Raw genomic sequence first — 19,805 nt, forward strand, 5'->3', positions numbered from 1 at the left:
CGCGTCCGGGTGCCGCGGTGTGTCCCCGCATCTCCTTCGCCCGGCCCACTCCGGACGCCGTGCAGCCCGGCTACTGGAGCACCGCGAGCAGATCCCCTCCCTGCACGGCTGCCTTGAGCGCGGGGATGACCTCCGCCACGGTGCCCGCACGCGGGGCGCGCACCACCGTCTCCATCTTCATCGCCTCCAGCGTGACGAGCGGCGCGCCGGCCTCCACGCGCGCACCCGGCTTGACGTGCAGCGCGATGACGGTGCCCGGCATGCTCGCCGCGACGTGGTTCGGGTTGCCGCGGTCCGCCTGACGGCGGGCCTCCACCTTCGCCGCCCGGCTGCGATCCCGCACCAGCACCGAGCGGTTGTGCCCGTTCAGCGCGAAGTAGACGGTGCGGCAGCCGTCCTCGTCCGGCTCGCCCACCGCGGACAGGCTGATGACCAGCGTCTTGCCCGGCTCCAGCTCCACCCAGATCTCCTGGCCCACCTCCATGCCGTAGAAGTAGTTGGGCGTGTCGAGGATGGACACGTCCTCGTACTTCGCCTGGTCCTCCAGGTAGCCGGCCATGACGCGCGGGTAGAGCGCGCTGGAGATGGCGTCCACGCGGGTGAGTGGGTGGCCGGCCTTCTGGGACAGCTCTCGCTGGAGCGCGTCCAGGTCCAGCGGCTGCATGCTCCCCGAGGGCCGTCCCTCCACGCGCGGCAGGCCCTTGAGCACCGCGGCGCGCAGGTCCTCCGGGAAGCCGCCGGGCGGCTGGCCCAGCTCACCCCGGAAGTAGCCCACCACGCTGGACGGGAAGTCCAGCCGGGGGGCCTCGGCGATGAGCTTCGCCTTGGTGAGCGCCGCGCTCTCGGGCAGGTCCGCGCCGCGGACCGCGAGGTCGTTCTTCAGGAGGAAGATGGCGAAGTCACCCACCATCTTCGACGAGGGCGTCACCTTGGGGATGTCGCCCACCAGCACGTTCACCAGCGCGAAGGCGTCCTTCACGTCGTTCCACCGGCCCAGCAGCCCCATCTCCGCCACCTGGGGCCGGAGGTTGGAGTACTGGCCGCCCGGAATCTCGTGGTAGTAGACCTCGCTCGTCGTGCTCTTGAGGCCGCTCTCGAAGGGGGCGTAGTACTCGCGCACGTCCTCCCAGTAGTTGGCCAGCGGCTGCAGGCGCGCGTTGGCCAGCCCCGTCTCGCGCGGGTGGCCGCGCAGGGCGCTGACCAGCGCGTTCATGCTGGGCTGGCTGGTGAGGCCCGCCATGCTGCCGAGCGCCACGTCGACGATGTGCACGCCGTGCTCTATCGCCTCCAGGTAGCTGGCGATGCCGTTGCCCGCGGTGTCGTGCATGTGGAGGTGGATGGGCAGGCGCGTCACCTCGCGCAGCCGCTCCATCAGCATGGCCGCGGCGCGCGGGCGCAGCAGCCCCGCCATGTCCTTGATGCACAGGAAGTGCGCGCCCGAGTCCTCGATGCGCCTGGCCAGGTCCGCGTAGTAGTCCAGCGTGTACTTCTTGCGCTTGGGGTTGTGAACGTCGCCCGTGTAGCAGATGGCCACCTCCGCCACCTTGCCCGTCTGGAGCACGCGGCGGATGGACACCTCCATGCTGCCCAGGTCGTTGAGGCTGTCGAAGATGCGGAAGACGTCCACGCCCGCCTCGGCCGCCTCGTCGATGAAGGCCTCCACCACGTTGTCCGGGTAGCTGGTGTAGCCCACGGCGTTGGCGCCGCGCAGGAGCATCTGCAGCAGCAGGTTGGGCGCGGCGGCCTTCAGCGCGCGCAGGCGGGCCCACGGGTCCTCGTTGAGGAAGCGGTACGCGGTGTCGAACGTGGCGCCGCCCCAGGCCTCCAGGCTGAAGAGGTCGGACGCCAGGTGCGCGGTGGCCGGCGCCACGCGGAGGATGTCCCGCGTGCGCATGCGCGTGGCCAGCAGCGACTGGTGCGCGTCACGCATGGTGGTGTCGGTGAGCAGCACGCGCTTCTGCGCGAGCACCCACTCGGCGAGCCCCCGGGGCCCCTTCTCCGCCAGAATCTGCGCGGTGCCGCGCGGCACGGGGCCGGGCGGCGTCACCGGCAGGCGAGGCTCCAGGAACTGGGTGGGCTTGAGCCGCTGCTGCTTCTTGATGGTGGGGTGGCCGTTGACGATGACGTCGCCCAGGTACTGGAGCAGCTTGCTGGCCCTGTTCCTCCGGGGCTCCAGCTGGAAGAGCTCCGGCGTCTCGTCGATGAAGCGGGTGTACGTCTGGCCGGACTGGAAGGCCGGGTGCCGCAGCACGTTCTCCAGGAAGGGCAGGTTCGTCTTCACGCCGCGGATGCGGAACTCGCGCAGCGCGCGCTGGCCCTTCATCACCGCGCCCTCGAAGGTCGGCGCGTAGGCGATGACCTTCACCAGCATGGAGTCGTAGTAGGGCGAGATGTGCGCCATCGTATAGCCGTTGGAGCCATCCAGCCGGATGCCGAAGCCCGTGGCGGCGCGCCAGGCGGTGATGACGCCCGCGTCCGGCATGAAGTTGTTGGCCGGATCCTCGGTGGTGACGCGCAGCTGCACCGCGTAGCCACGCGGGACGATGGCCTCCTGCGAGGGGATGCCCACCTGGGGCGAGTCCAGCCGGTACCCCTCCGCGATGCGGATCTGGCTCTGCACCAGGTCCACGCCCGTCACCTGCTCGGTGACGGTGTGCTCCACCTGGAGCCGCGCGTTGCACTCGATGAAGTAGAAGGTGTCGCCGGCGACGAGGAACTCGGCCGTGCCCGCGCTGGAGTAGCCCGCCTCACGCGCCAGCCGCACCGCCGCGTCGCAGATGGCGGCCCGGAGCTGGGCGGACAGGTTGGGGGCGGGGGCAATCTCGATGACCTTCTGGTGGCGGCGCTGCACCGAGCAGTCGCGCTCGTGCAGGTGCACGAGGTTGCCGTGCAGGTCCCCCAGGAGCTGCACCTCGATGTGGCGCACCTTCTCCAGGAACTTCTCCAGGAACACCGCCGAGGAGCCGAAGGCGCTCTTCGCCTCCGAGCGCGCGGAGGCGAGCGCGGACTCCAGCTCCGCCGCCTCGCGCACCACGCGCATGCCGCGGCCGCCGCCGCCGTGCGCCGCCTTCACCAGGATGGGGCCGCCGTGCTGGGCGAAGAAGGCGCGCGCCTGCTCCAGCACCTTCGCGTCATCGCCCTCCAGGGTGACGCCGGGCACCACCGGCACGCCCACCTTCCGGGCCAGCTCCTTCGCGGCCACCTTGTCGCCCATGGTCCGCACCACCGGCGAGCGCGGGCCGATGAAGCGGATGCCGCGCCGCTCACACGCCTCGGCGAAGTCGGCGTTCTCCGACAGGAAGCCGTAGCCCGGGTGGATGGCGTCCACGCCGGCCCGCTCGGCCACGTCGAGGATTTCGTCGATGCCCAGGTAGGCTTCCACCGGGCGCTTGCCGCGGCCCACGAGGTACGCCTCGTCCGCCTTGTGGCGGTGCTCGTGGGTCCGGTCCTCGTCGCTGTAGATGGCGACGGTCCGGATGCCGAGCTCGTTGCAGGCTCGGAAGACGCGGATGGCAATCTCACCGCGGTTGGCGCACAGCACCTTCTGGATGGGACGGAGGGCAGGGGAGGCCATGGGCGCGTTGTTAGTCATTCACCTAATCCTGGTGCAACCCCGTCGGGGCTGAAAGTCGGTTTTCGGGCGCGACCCTGGCCCATGGCCCGAGGCGCGGGCCTCAGGTGCTGGAGTGCGAGGGCGACTGGGCCGCCTGGGGGCTGGCGGCGGTCTCCTCGTAGTCCAGGTCGCGGTGGAAGGTCTCCTCGAGCTTCAGGAGCGCGAGGAGGGCCAGTCCGAAGCAGAGGCTGCCCACCAGGAAGGCCGCGGTCCCCATGCTCAAGCCCTGCGAGCCCTTCAGCCAGGCCACGCCGCTGGCCGCGATGGCGGCCGAACCACGCACGAAGTTGGGCACCGTCGTCGCCACCGTGCCGCGGATGTTGGTGCCGAACTGCTCTGCCGCCATCGTGATGAGCACGGCCCAGTAGCCCACGGAGATGCCCAGGAAGAAGCACAGGACGTAGACGGCGGTGCTCGTGAGCCCCGGCACGAGGACGTAGACGAGCATCAGCCCGAGGCCGACGGTGAGGTTCAGCCCCACCGCGCGCTTGCGGCTCTTGAGCGCCTGGCTGACGAGGCCCGCCAGCAGGTCGCCCAGCGTCAGGCCGATGGAGCCGTAGAGGATGGCGTTGCCCGCCGTCACCGTGCCGGTGACGCCCAGGCCGGCGGTCAGCTCGGGCGAGAAGGTGAAGAGGACGCCCGTGGTGAAGTAGATGGGCACGCCGATGAGGATGCAGCAGACGTACTTGAGGAAGCGGCCCCCTTGCAGGAGGAGGAAGGGGTTGGCGCGGGACGGGTCGGTCTTCTTGGTGAACAGCTCGGACTCGGAGACCTTGAAGCGCGCGAACAGGAGCGCGATGCCCATGACTCCGCCGGTGATGTAGGCCGTCTTCCAGGTCAGGTGCTGACCGACGAAGGCCGCCGCGACGATGCCGAGCATGCCGAGCGTCGCGACGATGGTGGTGCCCAGACCGCGCTTCTCCTTCGGGAGGGACTCGGCGACCAGGGTGATGGCCGCGCCCAGCTCGCCCGCGAGGCCGACACCGCCCAGGAACCGGCAGAGCGCGTAGGTCGTCACGTCCCAGGCGAAGGCGTTGGCCAGGTTGGCGAACGAGTAGAGGAGGATGGAGCCGAACATCACCGACAGGCGCCCGCGCTTGTCGGCGAGCACGCCCCACAGGAGCCCGCCGACCATCATCCCCACCATCTGGGCGTTGTAGATGAACACGCCCTTCTGGAGGATCTGCGCCGGGTCGGTGATGCCGATGTCCTTGAGCGACGCGACGCGCACCACGCCGAACAGCGTGATGTCGAAGAGGTCGACGAAGTAGCCGAGTCCGGCGACCAGGACGGTCAGGTTCAGGACCGAGCGGAGATCTCGCAGGAATTTCATGGGGCCGGATTAGGCGCCTTTGCCGCCCCTGGAGCAAGGGCCATGCGCGCTCTGGGACGGGGTGGAAGGAAACCCCATGGGTTTGACGCTCCACGCCTTGATCCGGCGCATGAGTTATGAATCACCATTCAGGTTTGCGCGCGGTGAATCCGGAGCCGCCGGGAGGTCTCCGGCCGCCGGTTCGCTGCGCCCGGGAGCACGCTCAGCGGCGCGCCAGCACCGGCTCCATCGCGCGAGCTGGAGTCGCGAGCGGCCGATGGTGCCGCGCAGCTCGCCGGGCAATGCCTACATGAACACGTCTTCAGCCAGTTTTTTCCGGTGTCAGGGCGCGCCGGAAGTCCCCATCTGGTGAAGGTGTCGGGTGGTTCGTGCCTACATGCCCTGACATCCCTCCAGTTTTCGAGGGTGGCCGAGGGGGGCGATGCCTACATGAACACGTCTTCAGCCATTTTCCGGGGACCCGCGCCGCTCGCGCGCCGCTCCTGGAGCGAGGGCAGGGGGGGGGGCGATGCCTACATGAACACGTCTTCAGTCAATTCCCGGGGCGTGCGGCGCGGCCGAAAGGCAATGCAAATGCAGTCAGAAATGGCAATGATTGACATTCATTGTCATTTCCGTATGTCTTTGTTTGTGTCCGCGTTTGTGTTTCATGTGCCGGCGGGGGCGCCGGCACACGGCCCTACGCGCCCGCGCGCTGGCGGTTGAGGCGGTCGTAGTGGCGGTAGCCCAGCTTGTCGAGCGCGCTCGGCGGCGCGAGGCCGATGTCCACGAGCGTCTTGATGTCGTACGTGCCCGCGAGCACCGGCGGCGCGTAGTTCCGGACCGCGTCGGGGGTGCGGAACTTCTCCAGGGGGAAGAGCACCGTGCTGGTGTGGACGTGCATGAAGTGCGCGGCGGACTGGCGCTGCCAGCCGGGCACTCCGGGCGCGGTGATGACGTGGGGCGTGGCCAGGAAGGTGCCGCCCGTGAGGATTTCGAGCTGCTGGCCCACCTGCGCCACGATGCAGCCCGCGGGCGCCGTGCCGCGCACCATCTGCCCCTGCGGGGCCTCCGGCGTCGCGCGCGTGCGGAGGTACAGGCCGCTCTTGTTGTCGGGGGCGGACGCCGGGCGGCAGTCCGGGTCGAGGAACCGTCCCCCGGGCAGCAGGGTGAGCAGGTTGAAGTCCGTGTGCTCCTCGCCCCAGACGATGTCCGTGTTCACCTGCGAGGCGGTGAGCGGCAGGTACTGGAGCGCGCGCGTGATGTGGGGGGCGCGCTGGCACACGTCCGAGAAAGCCGTCTCCGGCAGCCCCAGCGCCACCGCCGCGCCGCGCAGCAGCTTCAGGCCGGCCTCATGGAGGGAGCGGCCGAGCTGCATGATGCCGTCCTGGAAGTACGGGGGCGCGTTCGCGGGCCAGACGTTCTCCGGGTACAGCTCCGGGAACTCCCGTGCCGACTGCTCGTCGTTCGGGTACGGCGCGACGAAGTAGCACTCCTTGAAGTCCGGCTGGCCGTTGCTCGCGACGGCGACCTCGGTGTTCGGAGGCGTCCACCCGCGCTGGTACCAGATGTCGGCGCGCCCGTAGGGCTTCTTCGCCTCCGCCGGCTGCGCGATGAATGCGGCGAATGCGTCGTAGAAGCGGTTGAGCGCCTGCGTGTCGACGCCGTGGTTCTTCAGGTACACGAGGCCGAAGACACCAAATGCCTCGCGAATCGCCGCCGCGGCGCGCTCGACGCGGGCCGGGTCTTCCGACGAGAGGTCGGCGAGGTCGACAGTGGGGATGTTGAGCGAAGAGGTCTCGGCCATGATGGGCCCCAGGTGTATCGCTCCTCGGGCCGGAAGGGGAGGGCCTCCGGGCACTTCCTTCCGGGCCCCCGGGGTTGACTCATGGCTTCATTCACCGAACCTGCCCGCCCGGCAGGAGACCAGGCGGCCCCTGGAGGGACGAATCCTCTATCCTCCCGCCCCATGGATAGCCCCCAGCCGCTTCGAGTCGCCGCCGTCCAGGCCGCCCCCGCGCTCTTCGACCGGGAGGGGTCGCTGGAGCGCGTGGCGTCGTGGACGGCGCGCGCCGCCAGGGACGGGGCCCGGCTCGTCCTCTTCCCGGAGGCATTCATCCCCGCCTATCCGCGGGGGCTGGGCTTCGGCTTCGTCGTCGGCAGCCGCACCGAGGCCGGCCGGCGCCTCTGGCAGCGCTACAACGAACAGTCCGTGGAGGTCCCCGGTCCCACCACCGAGCGCCTGGGGAGCATCGCCCGCGAGCATGGCGTGTACCTGTCCATCGGCGTGACCGAGCGGGACCGCGTCACGCGCGGGACGCTCTACTGCACGCAGCTCTATTTCGGGCCGGACGGCGCGCTGCTGGCGAAGCACCGGAAGCTCAAGCCCACCGGCTCCGAGCGGCTCATCTGGGGCGAGGGGGATGGCAGCACGCTCTCCGTGGTGGACACGCCCCACGGGCGGATGGGCGGGCTCATCTGCTGGGAGAACTACATGCCGCTGGCCCGAGCGGCGATGTACGCCAAGGGCGTGGACTTCTACCTCGCGCCCACCGCCGACAGCCGCGACGCGTGGCAGGCCACCATGCGCCACATCGCGTGCGAGGGAAGGTGCTTCGTCCTCGGGTGCAACCAGTTCGTCACGCGAGACATGTACCCGGAAGAGGTGCTCCGCGAGGAGCCGCTGCCCGCGGACGCGCCCCACGTCATGTCCCGGGGCGGGAGCGTCATCGTCTCCCCGCTGGGCGAGGTGCTCGCGGGGCCCCTCTGGGACGAGGAGGGGATTGTCACCGCGGACCTGGACCTGGGGCTGCTCATCCGGGCGCGGCTCGACTTCGACCCCAGCGGGCACTACGCCCGCCCCGATGTCTTCCACCTGGAGGTCGACGAGCGCGAGCGGCCCGCCGCGGCCTTCCTCCAGCAGCTCGGCCGCTCCAGCGGGAGCTGAACTCCTGCGCGCGCGGGCGCCGTTGGTTATGGTCCGCCGGTCGCCGACGAGGTGCCCTTCGTGAAGACGCTCATCTCCGCCTGGTTCCGTATTCCGTTCTGGCAGCGCGTGCTCGGGGCCTTCGTGCTCGGGGCCGTGGTCGGATGGCTCGTGGGCGAGCCCGCGGGCCCGTGGTTCCAGCCGCTGGGTACGCTCTACGTCAACCTCATCAAGATGATCGCCACGCCGCTGGTGTTCTTCGCGGTCATCAACGCGGTCGCCGCGCTCCACGGGCAGAAGAGCGTGGCCGCCCTGGGCGGCAGGACGTTCCTCTGGTTCGCCATCACCGCGGCGCTGGCGGTGGGCGTGGGGCTGGTCACCGCCGCCGTGCTGAGGCCGGGCCTGGGCGTGGGCCAGCTTCACGTCGCGGAGCCCTTCAAGCCGCGCGACGTCCCCGGGCCCATGCAGGTGCTGCTCGACGTGGTGCCGACCAACCCCTTCGCAGCGCTGGCGGGAGGGAAGATCCTCCAGGTCATCTTCTTCGCCGGCCTGCTGGGCTTCGCCCTGGTCAAGCTGGGCGAGAAGACAGCCCGCCTGCGCGAGCTGGTCCGCGAGGCCAGCGACGCGATGATTCAAGTCACGCGCTTCGTGCTGGAGCTGACCCCGCTGGGCACCTTCGGGCTCATCGCCGCGCTCGTGGGCACCTACGGCTTCGAGCGCCTGCTGCCGCTGGGCCGCCTGGTGTTCGCGCTGTACCTGGCGTGCGCGCTGCACATCGTCTTCGTCTACGGCGGCCTGCTGCTGGCGCACGGGCTCAACCCGCTGCGCTTCTTCCGCGGCGCCGCGCCCGGCATGCAGGTGGCCTTCGTCAGCTCGTCCAGCTTCGCGTCGCTGCCGGTGTCCCTGCGCAGCGTCACGCACAACCTGGGCGTCAACAAGGACTACGCCTCCTTCGCGGTGCCGCTGGGCGCCAGCATCAAGATGGATGGCTGCGGTGCCATCTACCCGGCCATCGCCTCGCTCTTCGTCGCGCAGTACTTCGGCCTGGAGCTGTCGGCGTCGCAGTACTTCATCATCCTGCTGGCCTCGGTGCTGGGCAGCTTCGGCACCGCGGGCGTGCCCGGCACCGCCGTGGTGATGGCCACGGTGGTGCTCAGCTCCGCCGGCCTGCCGCTGGAGGGCCTGGGCTACCTCCTCGCCATCGACCGCGTCCTCGACATGATGCGCACGCTGACCAACGTCACCGGGCAGATGCTGGTGCCCGTCCTCGTGGCCCGTGAGGAGGGGCTGCTGGACGAGGCCATCTACAACCGGGCCTCCACCAACGTTGGCCTGGAGAAGGACGTTGCGAAGGCGGAGTGACCCGCGGCGCGGCGAAGCCGGGGGCCACGACATGGAGTAGGGCGCGGCCTTCAGCGCAGTACGGGCAGAGGGAACTTCAACGGCTTGCCGTCGGAGGCCACGGTGTGGCCCATCACCTCCGCGGCCCCGAGCCCCTGACGCTGGCCCTGGAAGGTCGCCTGGGGATTCCTCGCGGACGCCTTGCCCGCGTGGAAGAGGGCGAAGCGCGAGGCCAGTGAGGCCACCGTGTTCAGCACGTCCGACGCCACCTGCTTCCATCGTGCCCGGCCGGGCAGCACCTCCAGCAGCAGCCCCGCCGCCGAGCACACCCGGGACGTTCTCCACAGCGCTCCCGGGAGGCCCTCCTTCAGCGGCCTCGCCACCTCGGATACCCGAGCCGCGTCGCGCTCGACGGCGGCGAAGGTGAGCACCTTCGCCACCTTGCCGGTCAGGCGATAGGGCCGTAGCACGCGCTCCTCGCGAGGGCCGTGCGGAAGCAGCGAGAGCAGGCTGCCCGCGGCCGCCGTGGCGGAGGACATGAAGAACAGCGGCAGCGTCCGGTGCGTGGCCTGCCACACCGGCACGGCCGAGTTGCACAGCAGCACCGCCGTGTAGCCCGCCAGCGGCATGCCCAGCACCGCCGCGCCGGCCGTGGCGCCACGGCCCACCGCGCCCGCCCAGCCTCGCCGGTGCCCCAGCAGCAACCCCAGCGTGTTCAGTCCTCCCGAGGCGGCCAGCACCCACGAGCCGATGCTCATGGGGGAGGTGGGGCGGAACACGCGCAGCATGTTCAGGAAGCGCTCCGGCCGCCCCAGGTCGTGGATGAGCAGCCCCGCGCTGAGCATGTCGCCCACCGTGCCCACCCACAGGCAGCGCCGCCCCAGCCGCGCCAGCTTCGGGCCTCCCGCCATGTCCGCCGCGAGTCCCAGCACACTTGCCGCGCCCGCCACTCCGCCAACGTAGAGGTACGCCGGAATGGACCAGATCCACACCGGCTCCTTCACCGCTGGCAGCCCGTAGTAGCTCGGTGCTTCCTCCCGCTCAGGCCCGGCGCGGGAGGGGAGGGTGGACACCTGCTGGCCGTGTGCCGGGTATGCGCTCTCCGGGTCCTTCACCCGCTGCCGCGAGCCCTCTCCCGCGAGCACGCCCAGCGTGGAGTCCACGTTGCGGCCGTCCTGCTTGCGCTGCAGCCGGTCCAGCGGCGTCACGCCATTGCCGGTGGAGTGACTCACGAGCGCGCCTCCCTGCCGGCGAGCACGGAGCCCAGCGCCACCGCCGCCATGCCCAGCGCGCCAAGCGCCACCATGCCCCACGTTCGCGCCCCCTTCACCGTGGGCACCACCGGGTCCGGCGGCAGGCCGTAGACCTCCGGCCGGTCCACCAGCAGGAAGAAGGCATTGAGCCCGCCAGTGCCCGGCTGGTTCGCCGAGTCCTTGCCGTACAGGTACGCGTCCGTCACGCCCTGCTCATGCAGCTTCCGCACGCGGTTCTCCGCGCGCGTGTGCAGCTCGTCCAGGTCGCCGAAGGCAATGGACTCGGTGGGGCACGCCTTGGCGCAGGCCGGCGTCATGCCCTCGCCCAGCCGGTCGTAGCAGAGGGTGCACTTCCACGCGCGCCCGTCGTCCTCGCGCCGGGAGATGACGCCGAAGGGGCAGCCCACCACGCAGTAGCCGCAGCCGTTGCACACGTCCGGCTGCACGTACACCGTGTCGAACTCCGTCCGGATGATGGCTCCCGTGGGGCACGCCTCCAGGCACCCGGCCCGCTGGCAGTGCTTGCACACGTCCGACATCATCAGCCACGAGAAGTCCCCCACGCCCGTCGCCTGCCCTTGCAGCGGCACCGGCCGCTCCACGAAGGCCACGTGCCGCCACGTGGACGCGCCCAGCGCCCCGGTGTTGTCGTAGGACATGCCGGTGAAGCGGAAGCCGTCGTCCGGGAGCTGGTTCCACTGCTTGCACGCCACCTCGCAGGCCTTGCAGCCGATGCAGAGGGTGGTGTCGGTGAAGAAGCCCTTCTGTCCCATCGGCTACGGCTCCTGTTCCCACTTCTCCTGGTACACGGCATGCGCGACGTCGCCCACGCTCGGGCTGTCGCGCCGGAGCTCCGGCACTCCGGGAGGAAGGGCCCGCTCCGGAGCACCCGCGGCGGCGCGCTCGCCGGTGGCCTGCCGGCCCGCGACGATGTCCCCGGTGAACGCCTTGGACTCCTGAATCTCCACGTTGGGGTCCGCCACGAAGGGGATGAGGTCGTTGGCCCCGCTTGCGCGCACGCGCCCCGTCACACCCCAGTGGTACGGCAGGCCAATCTGGTGCACCCACTTCCCATTCAACTTCAGCGGGCGGAGGCGCTCGGTGACGAGCACCCGGCACTCCATGTCCCCGCGCGCGGTGCGCACGGTGGCCCAGCCGCCGTTCGTCAGCCCCCGCTCGGCGGCGAGCTCCGGGGAGACCTCGCAGAACTGCTCGGGCTGCAGCTCGCTCAGCCAGGACAGCCAGCGGCTCATGCCTCCCGCCGTGTGGTGCTCCGTCAGGCGATACGTGGTGAGGACGAACGGGTAGCGCGGGTCCGCCCAGGCACGGTGCAGCGGGTTGTCCCGGCGCCGCCACTCCAGCCTCGCCGGGTTGCATTGCTGTCCGTAGAGCGCGTTCCTCACCGGCGACTCCTCGGGCTCGTAGTGCGTGGGAAGGGGGCCATCCACCACTCCGCTGGGTGCGAAGAGCCACGCCTTGCCGTCCACCTGCATGAGGAACGGGTCGGTGCCACCAAGGGCGTCCACGCCCCGCGCGTCCTCCGGGGGGCGGTAATCCGGCGGCCGGTCCGCGATGAAGTCCGGCACGTCCTCACCCGTCCATCGCCGCTGCTCCGCGTCCCACCAGACGTACTTCTTGCGCTCGCTCCACGGGCGCCCTTCCGGGTCCGCCGAGGCTCGGTTGTAGAGGAGGCGCCGGTTGGCGGGCCACGCCCAGCCCCACTCGGGCGCGACCCAGGACTGCTCGCGCGCGGGCTTGCGACGCGCCGTCTGGTTCACACCGTCCGCGTAGCAGCCGGAGTAGATCCAGCAGCCGCACGCCGTGGAGCCGTCGTCCTTCAGGTCCGAGAAGCCGCTCACCACGTGGCGGTCCGCGATGGTGTAGCCGTTGATCTCCTGGAGCACCGCCTCGGCGCTCGGCTCCTCGTGCTTCCCGCGCGTGGGGTAGTCCCACGTCAGGTCATGCAGCGGCTGGTCCTTCCTCTCGCGAGAGCTGGCGTAGAGTGCCTTCAGCCTGCGGCCCAGGTGGTAGATGAAGTGCAGCTCGCTGCGCGCGTCCCCGGGCGGGTCCACCGCCCTGTCGCGCCACTGGAGCAGCCGCTGGGTGTTGGTGAAGGTGCCCTCCTTCTCCGTGTGCGCGGCGGCGGGGAAGAAGAAGACCTCCGTCTGGATGTCCTCCGTCCTCACGTCGCCGCGATCGATTTCCGGCGCATGGCGCCAGAACTCGGCCGTCTCGATGAGGGTGAGGTCGCGCACCACGAGCCAGTCGAGCTGACGCAGCCCCTTGCGCTGGAGCGCCCCGTTCATGGAGCCCACGGCCGGGTTCTCGCCCATGACGAAGTAGCCCTTCACCCGGCCGTCCGCCATGTCCGCCACCGTCTGCATGTGTGAGTGGTTCCCCGTGAGCCGGGGGAGGTGGCCGAAGAGGTAGTGGTTCTCCTTCGTGGCGGCGTCGCCGAACCAGGCCTTGAGCAGCGACACGGCGTACTTCGGCAGGTTGCTCCACCAGCCGGTGCTGGCCGCGTGGTCCTTCAGGTAGTCGTCCAGGTCATACCCCTGCCGGGCGTGCGGCATGGGCATGTAGCCGGGCAGCAGGTTGTAGAGGGTGGGGATGTCCGACGAGCCCTGGATGGACGCGTGGCCGCGCAGCGCGAGGATGCCGCCCCCGGGCCGGCCGATGTTGCCCAGCAGGAGCTGGAGGATGGACGCGGTGCGGATGTACTGCACGCCCACGCTGTGCTGCGTCCACCCCACCGAGTAGCAGAACGCGGTGGTTCGCTCCCGGCCCGAGTTGGCGCACAGCGCCTCGGCCACCTTCAGGAACTGCTCCTCCGGCACGCCGCACACCTGGGAGACGATGGCCGGCGTGTAGCGCTGGAAGTGGCGCTTCAGGAGCTGGAAGACACAGCGCGGGTGCTGGAGCGTGGGGTCCTTGTGCGCCTCGAACCGGGCGGTGGTGCCTTCTTCCTCGCCGCCCTTGCCGGCGCCGGGCTCGGCGTAGAGCTGCTTGTGGCCGCCCGCGGGCACCGTGCCGCTCACGCCTTCGTACTGCCAGGTGGCGATGTCGTACTTCCCCTCATCGGGCAGGTAGCCGCTGAAGAACCCGTCCAGGTCCTCCGTGTCCTGGAAGCCCTCGCGGATGATGTTGGCGGCGTTGGTGTAGTGGAGGACGTAGTCCTTGAAGTAGCGCTCGTGCTCCAGGAGGAAGTGGATGAGCCCGCCCAGGAAGGCGATGTCCGTGCCCGCCCGGATGGGCACGTGCAGGTTCGCCATGGCGCTGGTGCGCGTGAAGCGCGGGTCCACGTGAATGAGGGTGGCACCCCGCTCCCGGGCCTCCATCACCCACTGGAAGCCCACCGGGTGACACTCGGCCATGTTGGAGCCCTGGATGACGATGCAGTCGGCGTTCTTCAGGTCCTGCTGGAAGGTCGTGGCACCGCCACGCCCGAGCGAGATGCCCAGACCGGGCACCGTGGACGAGTGTCATATTCGGGCCTGGTTCTCCACCTGCACGATGCCCAGCGCGGTGAAGAGCTTCTTGATGAGGTAGTTCTCCTCGTTGTCCAGGGTGGCGCCGCCCAGGTGCGCGATGCCCAGGGTGCGGTGGACGTCCAGGCCATTGACGTCGGTGTCCTCCCACGTCGCGTCGCGCGTGTGCTTCACGCGCTCTGCCACCATGTCCATGGCCCGCTCCAGGGGAAGACGCTCCCACTCCGTGCCGCCCGGGCGGCGATAGAGCACGTCGTGGATGCGGTGGCTTCCGGTGACGAGCTGGAACGTGGCGGAGCCCTTGGGGCACAGGCGGCCCCGGGAGATGGGCGAGTCCGGGTCGCCCTCGATGTCGAGGATGCGGCCGTCCTTCACGTACACGTCCTGGCCACACCCCACCGCGCAGTACGGGCAGACGGACTTCACCACACGGTCTGCGCCGGCCGTGCGTGGCTCCAGGTGGCGACTGCGCTCGGTCATCGCCGTGTCCCCCAGCGCGGTGGCGTCTCCCTTCCGCAACTGACGGAACACGGGCCAGCGGTCGAGCAAGTCGAGCACTCCCAAGACGGACCTCCCGCGTGGCTCACACGTCGGCGGGGGCAAGATGCATATCGGTCCGCTCCGGGCCGACCGGCACATGCGCGGTGACGTCACTTCGCGGACGCTTGCGCTGTCCGAGGTGTTGTCGGGTGGAACGCGGCGGAGTGGATGGCCCGGTTCGTCCCCGTGGGCAGGCCCTGAGGGACGGAAGGCGCGGCTACTTCGCCTTCACACGGGTAGCAACCTGGAGGGACGGTCCGCTACCCTCGCGGCACGGCGGTGAATGTCGCGGCGTGGGCGACTCCTCACTGGTGCCCAGGGCCCGCCCTGACTCGTGCAGAATCGCACCTTGCAGGACCGCGGGAGGCTCGCGGTGGACAGGGACCGGCGCCCCGGGGCGATTCCTCCACCGCGGGCACGCACCTATCCCTCTTCCCCGAGTTGAGCCCGGGGGCCCGGCCCATGCCGCTCGCACCCGCGCCTGTCGCCTGACCAGGAGATGTGCCATGGCCACGTCGGACCGTCCCGCAACACTCGTGCTCTCCGGGGGAGGCGCCAAGGGGGCCTTCCAGGTCGGCGCCGAGCGCATCCTCCGTGAGGTGCACGGCTTCCGGTGGGAGCGCATCTTCGGCGTCTCCGTGGGTGCCCTGAACGCCACGCTCCTGGCGCAGCATGCCTTCAAGGAGCTGAACGACATCTGGCTGAACATCAAGGAGACGGACGTGTACCGGAAGTTCCCCTGGCCCGTCGTCGCGCTCCGGCTGGGGCTCTTCCGCAAGCTGGGGCTCTACGACGACTCACCGCTGCGGGACTTCATCCAGCGTCACGCCTCCGGGCGCCGGTTCGTGGTGCCCGCTCACGTGGGCCGGGTGTCGCTGGTGAGCGGCAACTATGAGCTGGTGCCCAGCAGCAAGGACGAGCGGGAGTTCCTGGATGCCGTGTGGCAGAGCGCCACCATGCCCGTCATCTGGGAGCCCATCGGACGCGACGCCATCGTCGACGGCGGGCTGCGCAACGTCACCCCGCTGGGAGACGCGCTGGAGTACGGCCCGACGGAGATTGTCGTCATCGCCTGCTCCTCGCCGAAGTTCGAACCGGTGAAGCCGCCCGCCAACATCCTGGACGTGGCCAAGCGCGCCCTCACCGACATCACCATCAACGAGATCCTCCTGAACGACGTGGAGTTCTTCGTCCGCATCAACGACATCGTGCGGCAGGCGTACGAGGCGGGAATCACCTTGCAGCGGCCGGACGGGTCGACCTACCGGTACTGCCGCATCACCGTCATCGAGCCGGCGATGGCGCTGGGGGACACGCTCGACTTCTCGCCGGAGATCATCCGCATGCGCATGCGGCATGGCGAGGAGATGGCCCGGTCCGCCATGCAGCCCACGGGCGTGGGCCCGGGCGAGCGCATGCCGCCGCAGGTAGGGCCGTCGTACCAGGTGCCGCCCCTGCACGCGTAGGCGCCCCGGCGCCCTCGCGACGGGGATGCTCGGAGGGAGGGGGCCCCGTCAACCTTCCGCGGGCAGTGGGCTCACGGCCCGCGCCGCCGAAGGGAGCGGGGTGGCGGGCGCCGCGCTCGGGCGTGAGATGCCGGGAGGACAGTGGCCGGCGACGGACTCCGTGACGGTGAACTCACGCGACCAGCCGGTGTACGGACGCGGGCCGTCGTCCAGGCGCGGGCGCCACTCGCCATCATGGCGGATGCGATAGGTGCCCGGGCGGGTGTCCTCGGGGATGTCCCATTCCACCGTCACCTGCGAGCACGCGCCGCGAGGAGGGCAGGGGTAGCTCTTCCAGCGGTACTTCGTCTCCCAGTCCCAGTCGTACGCCACGGGCTGCCAGGTCCCGTCATCGGCGCGGCGCTGTACCTCCAGGTACGAGCGCTGTGTGTGCAGGTCATTGCGCGGGTGACCGCCCCAGAAGGTGACGCGCGCCGTGCCACAGCGCGGGTACGTGGTGTCCACGTCGCGGCCGGAGACGACCGAGCCGAAGGTGATGTCGCCGAAGCGCGGGTCGCCGCCAGGCACCTCGTCATACGTATGGGACAGCCGGATCTCCTTGACGCGGCCTCTGGGAGGCTTCGGCGTCGGCCCCTCCGGTACTTCGGCGCCCGAAGCCAGCGCCTCGGCCAGCTTCGCGGACTCCTGCTGCACCGCCGCGAGCTGCCAGGGGCCGAAGTGGGTGGAGGCTCCCTCGTAGTCCTGCTTCGCGTACTCCTGCCGCGTGGTGAGGTAGCCCGAGTACGCGTTGGACAGGCCCGCGATGACGACGTGCTCCACGCCCGCCGGGGCCAGCCGCTCGTGTACCGTCTCACGCAGCCGCCGGCCCGCCATGGTGGTCATCTCGAAGGGCACTGCCACCAGTGCGAGGTTGCCCAGCCGTACGACCTGAAGCGGAAGCACGTTGGGGCTCATGATGGGGCACTCCGCGCCGGGCTTCAGCACCACGGGCTTCTCCACCTGGCAGGGGTCGTTGTCCAGGCCGCAGAAGAAGCCGGCCAGCGGGTCTCCACACCGGACGCCCTCGCGTCCCACGCCAGGGCCGTCCTCCGCGCCCGCGAGCATGGAGATGCCCAGCGCCGCCTTGCACGTCCTGCGCTCCTGGCCGTCCGCCCACGAGGGCGCCACCTTCACGTCGTCCATCTTCACGTAGGTGTGCCGGAAGTCGACGCCACCCGTGAGCGGCCTCGCGCCCGCGGTGTCCTCGAAGAGCCGCAGCGCCAGGTCGAACTGGCGGCGGCCCGCCTCGACGGTGGCGGCCAGGTCTCCCTCGCCACGGCCCCCCGGGCCTCCTTGGATGTTCGGCGTCACGTCGCCCTCGTTGCTCTGGGCGAAGGCGGCCACGAACGTCCGGGGCGAGCCGTAGTCCGCGTCCAGGTGCTTCTCGAAGAGGTAGGACGCGTAGCCCTTGTTGTCGCCGCTGATGAGCCGGTTGCGGTTGCTCATCGACGTGGCGTGCACGGGGAACCAGTTGATCATCCCCACCGGTGACATCGGCCCGGGCTCCACGGACGCGGCGGCGTCCAGACGCAGCAGCGTCATGGTGGTGTCCACGTCCCCCGTGTACCGCGCGCGCTCCGCCTGGGGATTGAGGGCGTATGCGCCGGCGGAGCGGTTGCCGCTCGCTCCGGAAAGCTCGCCCGTGCTCAGCAGGATGCGGCCGGGGGCGAGGTTGTCGTGGGCACGAACGATGGACTGGAAGATGCCCTCCGCGACGGCGTGGAAGTTCTGCGGCGCGAAGCCGATGAACGGGATGCCCAGGAAGGTGTGGTTGTAGAGCGCGTGGTGCGAGTAGCCACCCGGCCCGGCGTGCGTGTGCGTGGCGCTCAGCACCACGTTGCCGTCCGTGTAGAGGTCCTCGCCGTAGCGCTCGCGCAGCTTGCGCATGACCTCCTGCTTCACCGCCTGGAAGAGCATCCCCAGGTCCGCGTTGACGAACACCACGCGCTCGCCGTTGCAGGGCGAGGCGATGACGAACGCGCGCGAGCGCAGCCGCTGGTGGATGCCCGCGGTGTTCTGGCCCGGCTTGGCGTAGCCCATCATCATCACCTGCGCCGCCGGGCCGGTGATGTCGTAGATGCCCGTGCCCAGCTGGAAGTCCGTGCGGCCCTCGCAGCCCCGGGCCCGGAGCGCGCGGGCCTCCGGCGCCACGCGCTTCGGTGCGCAGCCGCCCACCACCAGCGCCGCGAGCGCCAGCGTGAGCAGCCACGTGCGTGAGGACTGGCGTTGCATGGTGGTGGTTCCCCCTCTGTAGGATACGGCGGCGCGCCCGCTCATGGGCGCCAGAGGTTATCCCACCGTCATGCGTTCCTCGCCTGGTGCGGAAGCGATCCGTGAAATAAACGATGGGCCTCCGGCCAGGTCCGAGCTGGTGGACCGCATCACCTCGCTCATCACCGAAGCGCGGACGGCCTCGGACGATCAGCAGCCCGACATGGCCGGGGCCATCAATGAGCTGATGGCGCGGCTGCCCGCGGAGGCGACCTCCGAGGAGACCGCGGTCTGGCTCCTGCGGCTGCTGGATGACGGGCACCTGGACGGACTGCGGGACGAGGCGGGCCAGCCATCCAGCGTCGCGGCCACGCGGGCCCTGCTGGGCCTTGGGTACCCCCATGCCATGCAGGTGCCTCCGGAGCGGCTGGAGGCACTGCGCCGCTGGGAGCGGCGGACGCTTCCCGTGCCGTGGGGCCCGCTCGTGGGGACGTTGCTGCTCGCGGCCATGATGCAGTGCTTCTTCGTGCTCATGTCGGACCAGCCCAGGCAGCTCTTCGGAGTCTCCGCGGAATGCCTGGCGGGAGAAGTGCCATGTCCGCCGGCGGGCCTGAGCGCCTGGTTCCGGTACGAGGGCCAGTACCTCGTGTCCACCGGCCTGTTCCTGGAGAACGTGCTCGCCGGCGTCGCGGCCGTCACCGTGGGCCGGCTCCAGAAGGTACGCCCACGCGTGCGCCTCGGCTTCCTCGGAGTCGGGGTGCTGGGGCTGCTGACGTGGGGCGCGCTGCTGGCGCTGGGCTACGCGGGAGTCGGGTGGGGCGCGTTCATGTCCGCCGCGGGGGCGCTGGCGGCGTGGCGGATTCTGAAGGTGCCGTGAGGGGCCCGCGAGGCCGGAGCGTCGCGGGGCTGGACGCCCCGAACGATGATGGGGCCAGGGCTCAGGCGCGGACGAGCTGGAAGTTGAACTCCGCGGTGCCCTGCGACTGGTAGAGGCGGAGCCACAGCGGCAGGAGCATCTCCAGTCCCCGCGAGGCGGCGATGTCACCCAGGTCGGTGACGCGCTTCCAGCCGAAGCCCTCGGTGAGGAGCTGCGTCACCTGCTTCTTCGCGCCGGCGTCGTTGCCGGCGACGAAGGTGTCCGTGGGGGCGGACAGCATCCCCGGATTCACCATGACGGTGCAGGTGACGGTGTTGAGCGCCTTGACCACCTTCACCTCCGGGAAGGCCCGCTGGAGCTGCTCGCCCAGCGAGTCCGTGTTGGAGACGGACAGGGTGGGGGGAAAGCCCTTGGAGAAGTCCAGGGGGTTGGCCACGTCCACCAGCACCTTGCCGTTCAGGTTCCGCGCGCCCGTGAGCTTCAGCGCCTCGAGCGAGGCCGTGCCGGCGGTGCAGTTGAAGACGAGCTCCGCGAAGGCCGCGGCGTCCGCGAACGTGCCCTGTGAGGCCCGTGCCCCTGCCTTTTGCGTCCAGGCCACCGCCTTCTCGTTGTTCGCGGTGCGCGAGCCCATGCGCACCTCGTGGCCCAGCGCCACCAGCTTGCCGCCCAGCGTCTCACCCACCATGCCCGTGCCCAGGATTGCGATCTTCATGACGTCCTCCTGCTTCGTGGATGGCAC

Annotated in this window: 12 protein-coding genes; 4 read left to right on the plus strand and 8 right to left on the minus strand. The window is 70.2% G+C overall.

Annotated features, from left to right (window positions below; all coding sequences use genetic code 11):
* Nucleotides 1-70 precede the first annotated feature (70 nt).
* The 3 genes from K8638_RS12520 to K8638_RS12530 all read right to left on the minus strand — a co-directional run bounded on the left by K8638_RS12520 (nucleotide 71) and on the right by K8638_RS12530 (nucleotide 6,732).
* Nucleotides 71-3,574 (minus strand): pyruvate carboxylase, encoded by a 3,504-nt coding sequence (locus K8638_RS12520; protein ID WP_223754861.1) that lies wholly within the window; start codon nucleotides 3,572-3,574, stop codon nucleotides 71-73.
* 100 nt (nucleotides 3,575-3,674) lie between these two features.
* Complete coding sequence (locus K8638_RS12525) at nucleotides 3,675-4,946, minus strand: MFS transporter (protein WP_223754718.1); 1,272 nt, start codon at nucleotides 4,944-4,946, stop codon at nucleotides 3,675-3,677.
* A 679-nt stretch (nucleotides 4,947-5,625) separates the two neighbouring features.
* Complete coding sequence (locus K8638_RS12530) at nucleotides 5,626-6,732, minus strand: isopenicillin N synthase family oxygenase (RefSeq protein WP_223754719.1); 1,107 nt, start codon at nucleotides 6,730-6,732, stop codon at nucleotides 5,626-5,628.
* 162 nt (nucleotides 6,733-6,894) lie between these two features.
* Here K8638_RS12530 and K8638_RS12535 point away from each other — a divergent pair, with 162 nt between their 5' ends.
* The gene (locus K8638_RS12535) at nucleotides 6,895-7,872 is read left to right on the plus strand and encodes a carbon-nitrogen hydrolase family protein (RefSeq protein WP_223754720.1); all 978 of its coding nucleotides are present in this window, start codon (nucleotides 6,895-6,897) and stop codon (nucleotides 7,870-7,872) included.
* Between the two features lie 60 nt (nucleotides 7,873-7,932).
* The gene (locus tag K8638_RS12540; RefSeq protein WP_223754721.1) at nucleotides 7,933-9,213 is read left to right on the plus strand and encodes a dicarboxylate/amino acid:cation symporter; all 1,281 of its coding nucleotides are present in this window, start codon (nucleotides 7,933-7,935) and stop codon (nucleotides 9,211-9,213) included.
* A 50-nt stretch (nucleotides 9,214-9,263) separates the two neighbouring features.
* On the opposite strand, the gene nrfD is transcribed toward K8638_RS12540, so the two are convergent.
* The 3 genes from nrfD to fdh are packed head-to-tail and all read right to left on the minus strand — an operon-like array spanning nucleotide 9,264 to nucleotide 14,497.
* Nucleotides 9,264-10,424 carry an NrfD/PsrC family molybdoenzyme membrane anchor subunit gene (nrfD, locus tag K8638_RS12545; RefSeq protein WP_223754722.1) on the minus strand — a complete coding sequence of 387 codons (1,161 nt, stop codon included), beginning with the start codon at nucleotides 10,422-10,424 and terminating at the stop codon, nucleotides 9,264-9,266.
* A complete protein-coding gene (locus K8638_RS12550) occupies nucleotides 10,421-11,218 on the minus strand; it encodes a 4Fe-4S dicluster domain-containing protein (protein WP_223754723.1) in 798 nt (265 codons plus the stop codon). The genes nrfD and K8638_RS12550 overlap by 4 nt, the downstream gene beginning before the upstream one ends.
* 3 nt (nucleotides 11,219-11,221) lie before the next feature.
* Complete coding sequence (gene fdh / locus K8638_RS12555) at nucleotides 11,222-14,497, minus strand: formate dehydrogenase (protein ID WP_255662639.1); 3,276 nt, start codon at nucleotides 14,495-14,497, stop codon at nucleotides 11,222-11,224.
* Between the two features lie 482 nt (nucleotides 14,498-14,979).
* On the opposite strand from fdh, the gene K8638_RS12560 reads away from it, so the two are divergent.
* Nucleotides 14,980-15,939, plus strand: coding sequence for a patatin-like phospholipase family protein (locus K8638_RS12560; protein ID WP_223754724.1), 960 nt, complete (start codon nucleotides 14,980-14,982; stop codon nucleotides 15,937-15,939).
* A gap of 48 nt (nucleotides 15,940-15,987) precedes the next feature.
* On the opposite strand, the gene K8638_RS12565 is transcribed toward K8638_RS12560, so the two are convergent.
* Nucleotides 15,988-18,210, minus strand: a complete 2,223-nt coding sequence (locus K8638_RS12565; protein ID WP_223754725.1) for a neutral/alkaline non-lysosomal ceramidase N-terminal domain-containing protein — start codon at nucleotides 18,208-18,210, stop codon at nucleotides 15,988-15,990.
* A 139-nt stretch (nucleotides 18,211-18,349) separates the two neighbouring features.
* On the opposite strand from K8638_RS12565, the gene K8638_RS12570 reads away from it, so the two are divergent.
* Complete coding sequence (locus K8638_RS12570; protein WP_223754726.1) at nucleotides 18,350-19,066, plus strand: hypothetical protein; 717 nt, start codon at nucleotides 18,350-18,352, stop codon at nucleotides 19,064-19,066.
* A gap of 61 nt (nucleotides 19,067-19,127) precedes the next feature.
* Here the strand turns inward: K8638_RS12570 and K8638_RS12575 are convergent, their stop codons facing one another.
* Nucleotides 19,128-19,778 (minus strand): NADPH-dependent F420 reductase, encoded by a 651-nt coding sequence (locus K8638_RS12575; RefSeq protein WP_223754727.1) that lies wholly within the window; start codon nucleotides 19,776-19,778, stop codon nucleotides 19,128-19,130.
* Between the last annotated feature and the right edge of the window lie 27 nt (nucleotides 19,779-19,805).

This window comes from Myxococcus sp. RHSTA-1-4, from assembly GCF_020037125.1.
In the GTDB taxonomy this organism is placed as follows: domain Bacteria; phylum Myxococcota; class Myxococcia; order Myxococcales; family Myxococcaceae; genus Myxococcus.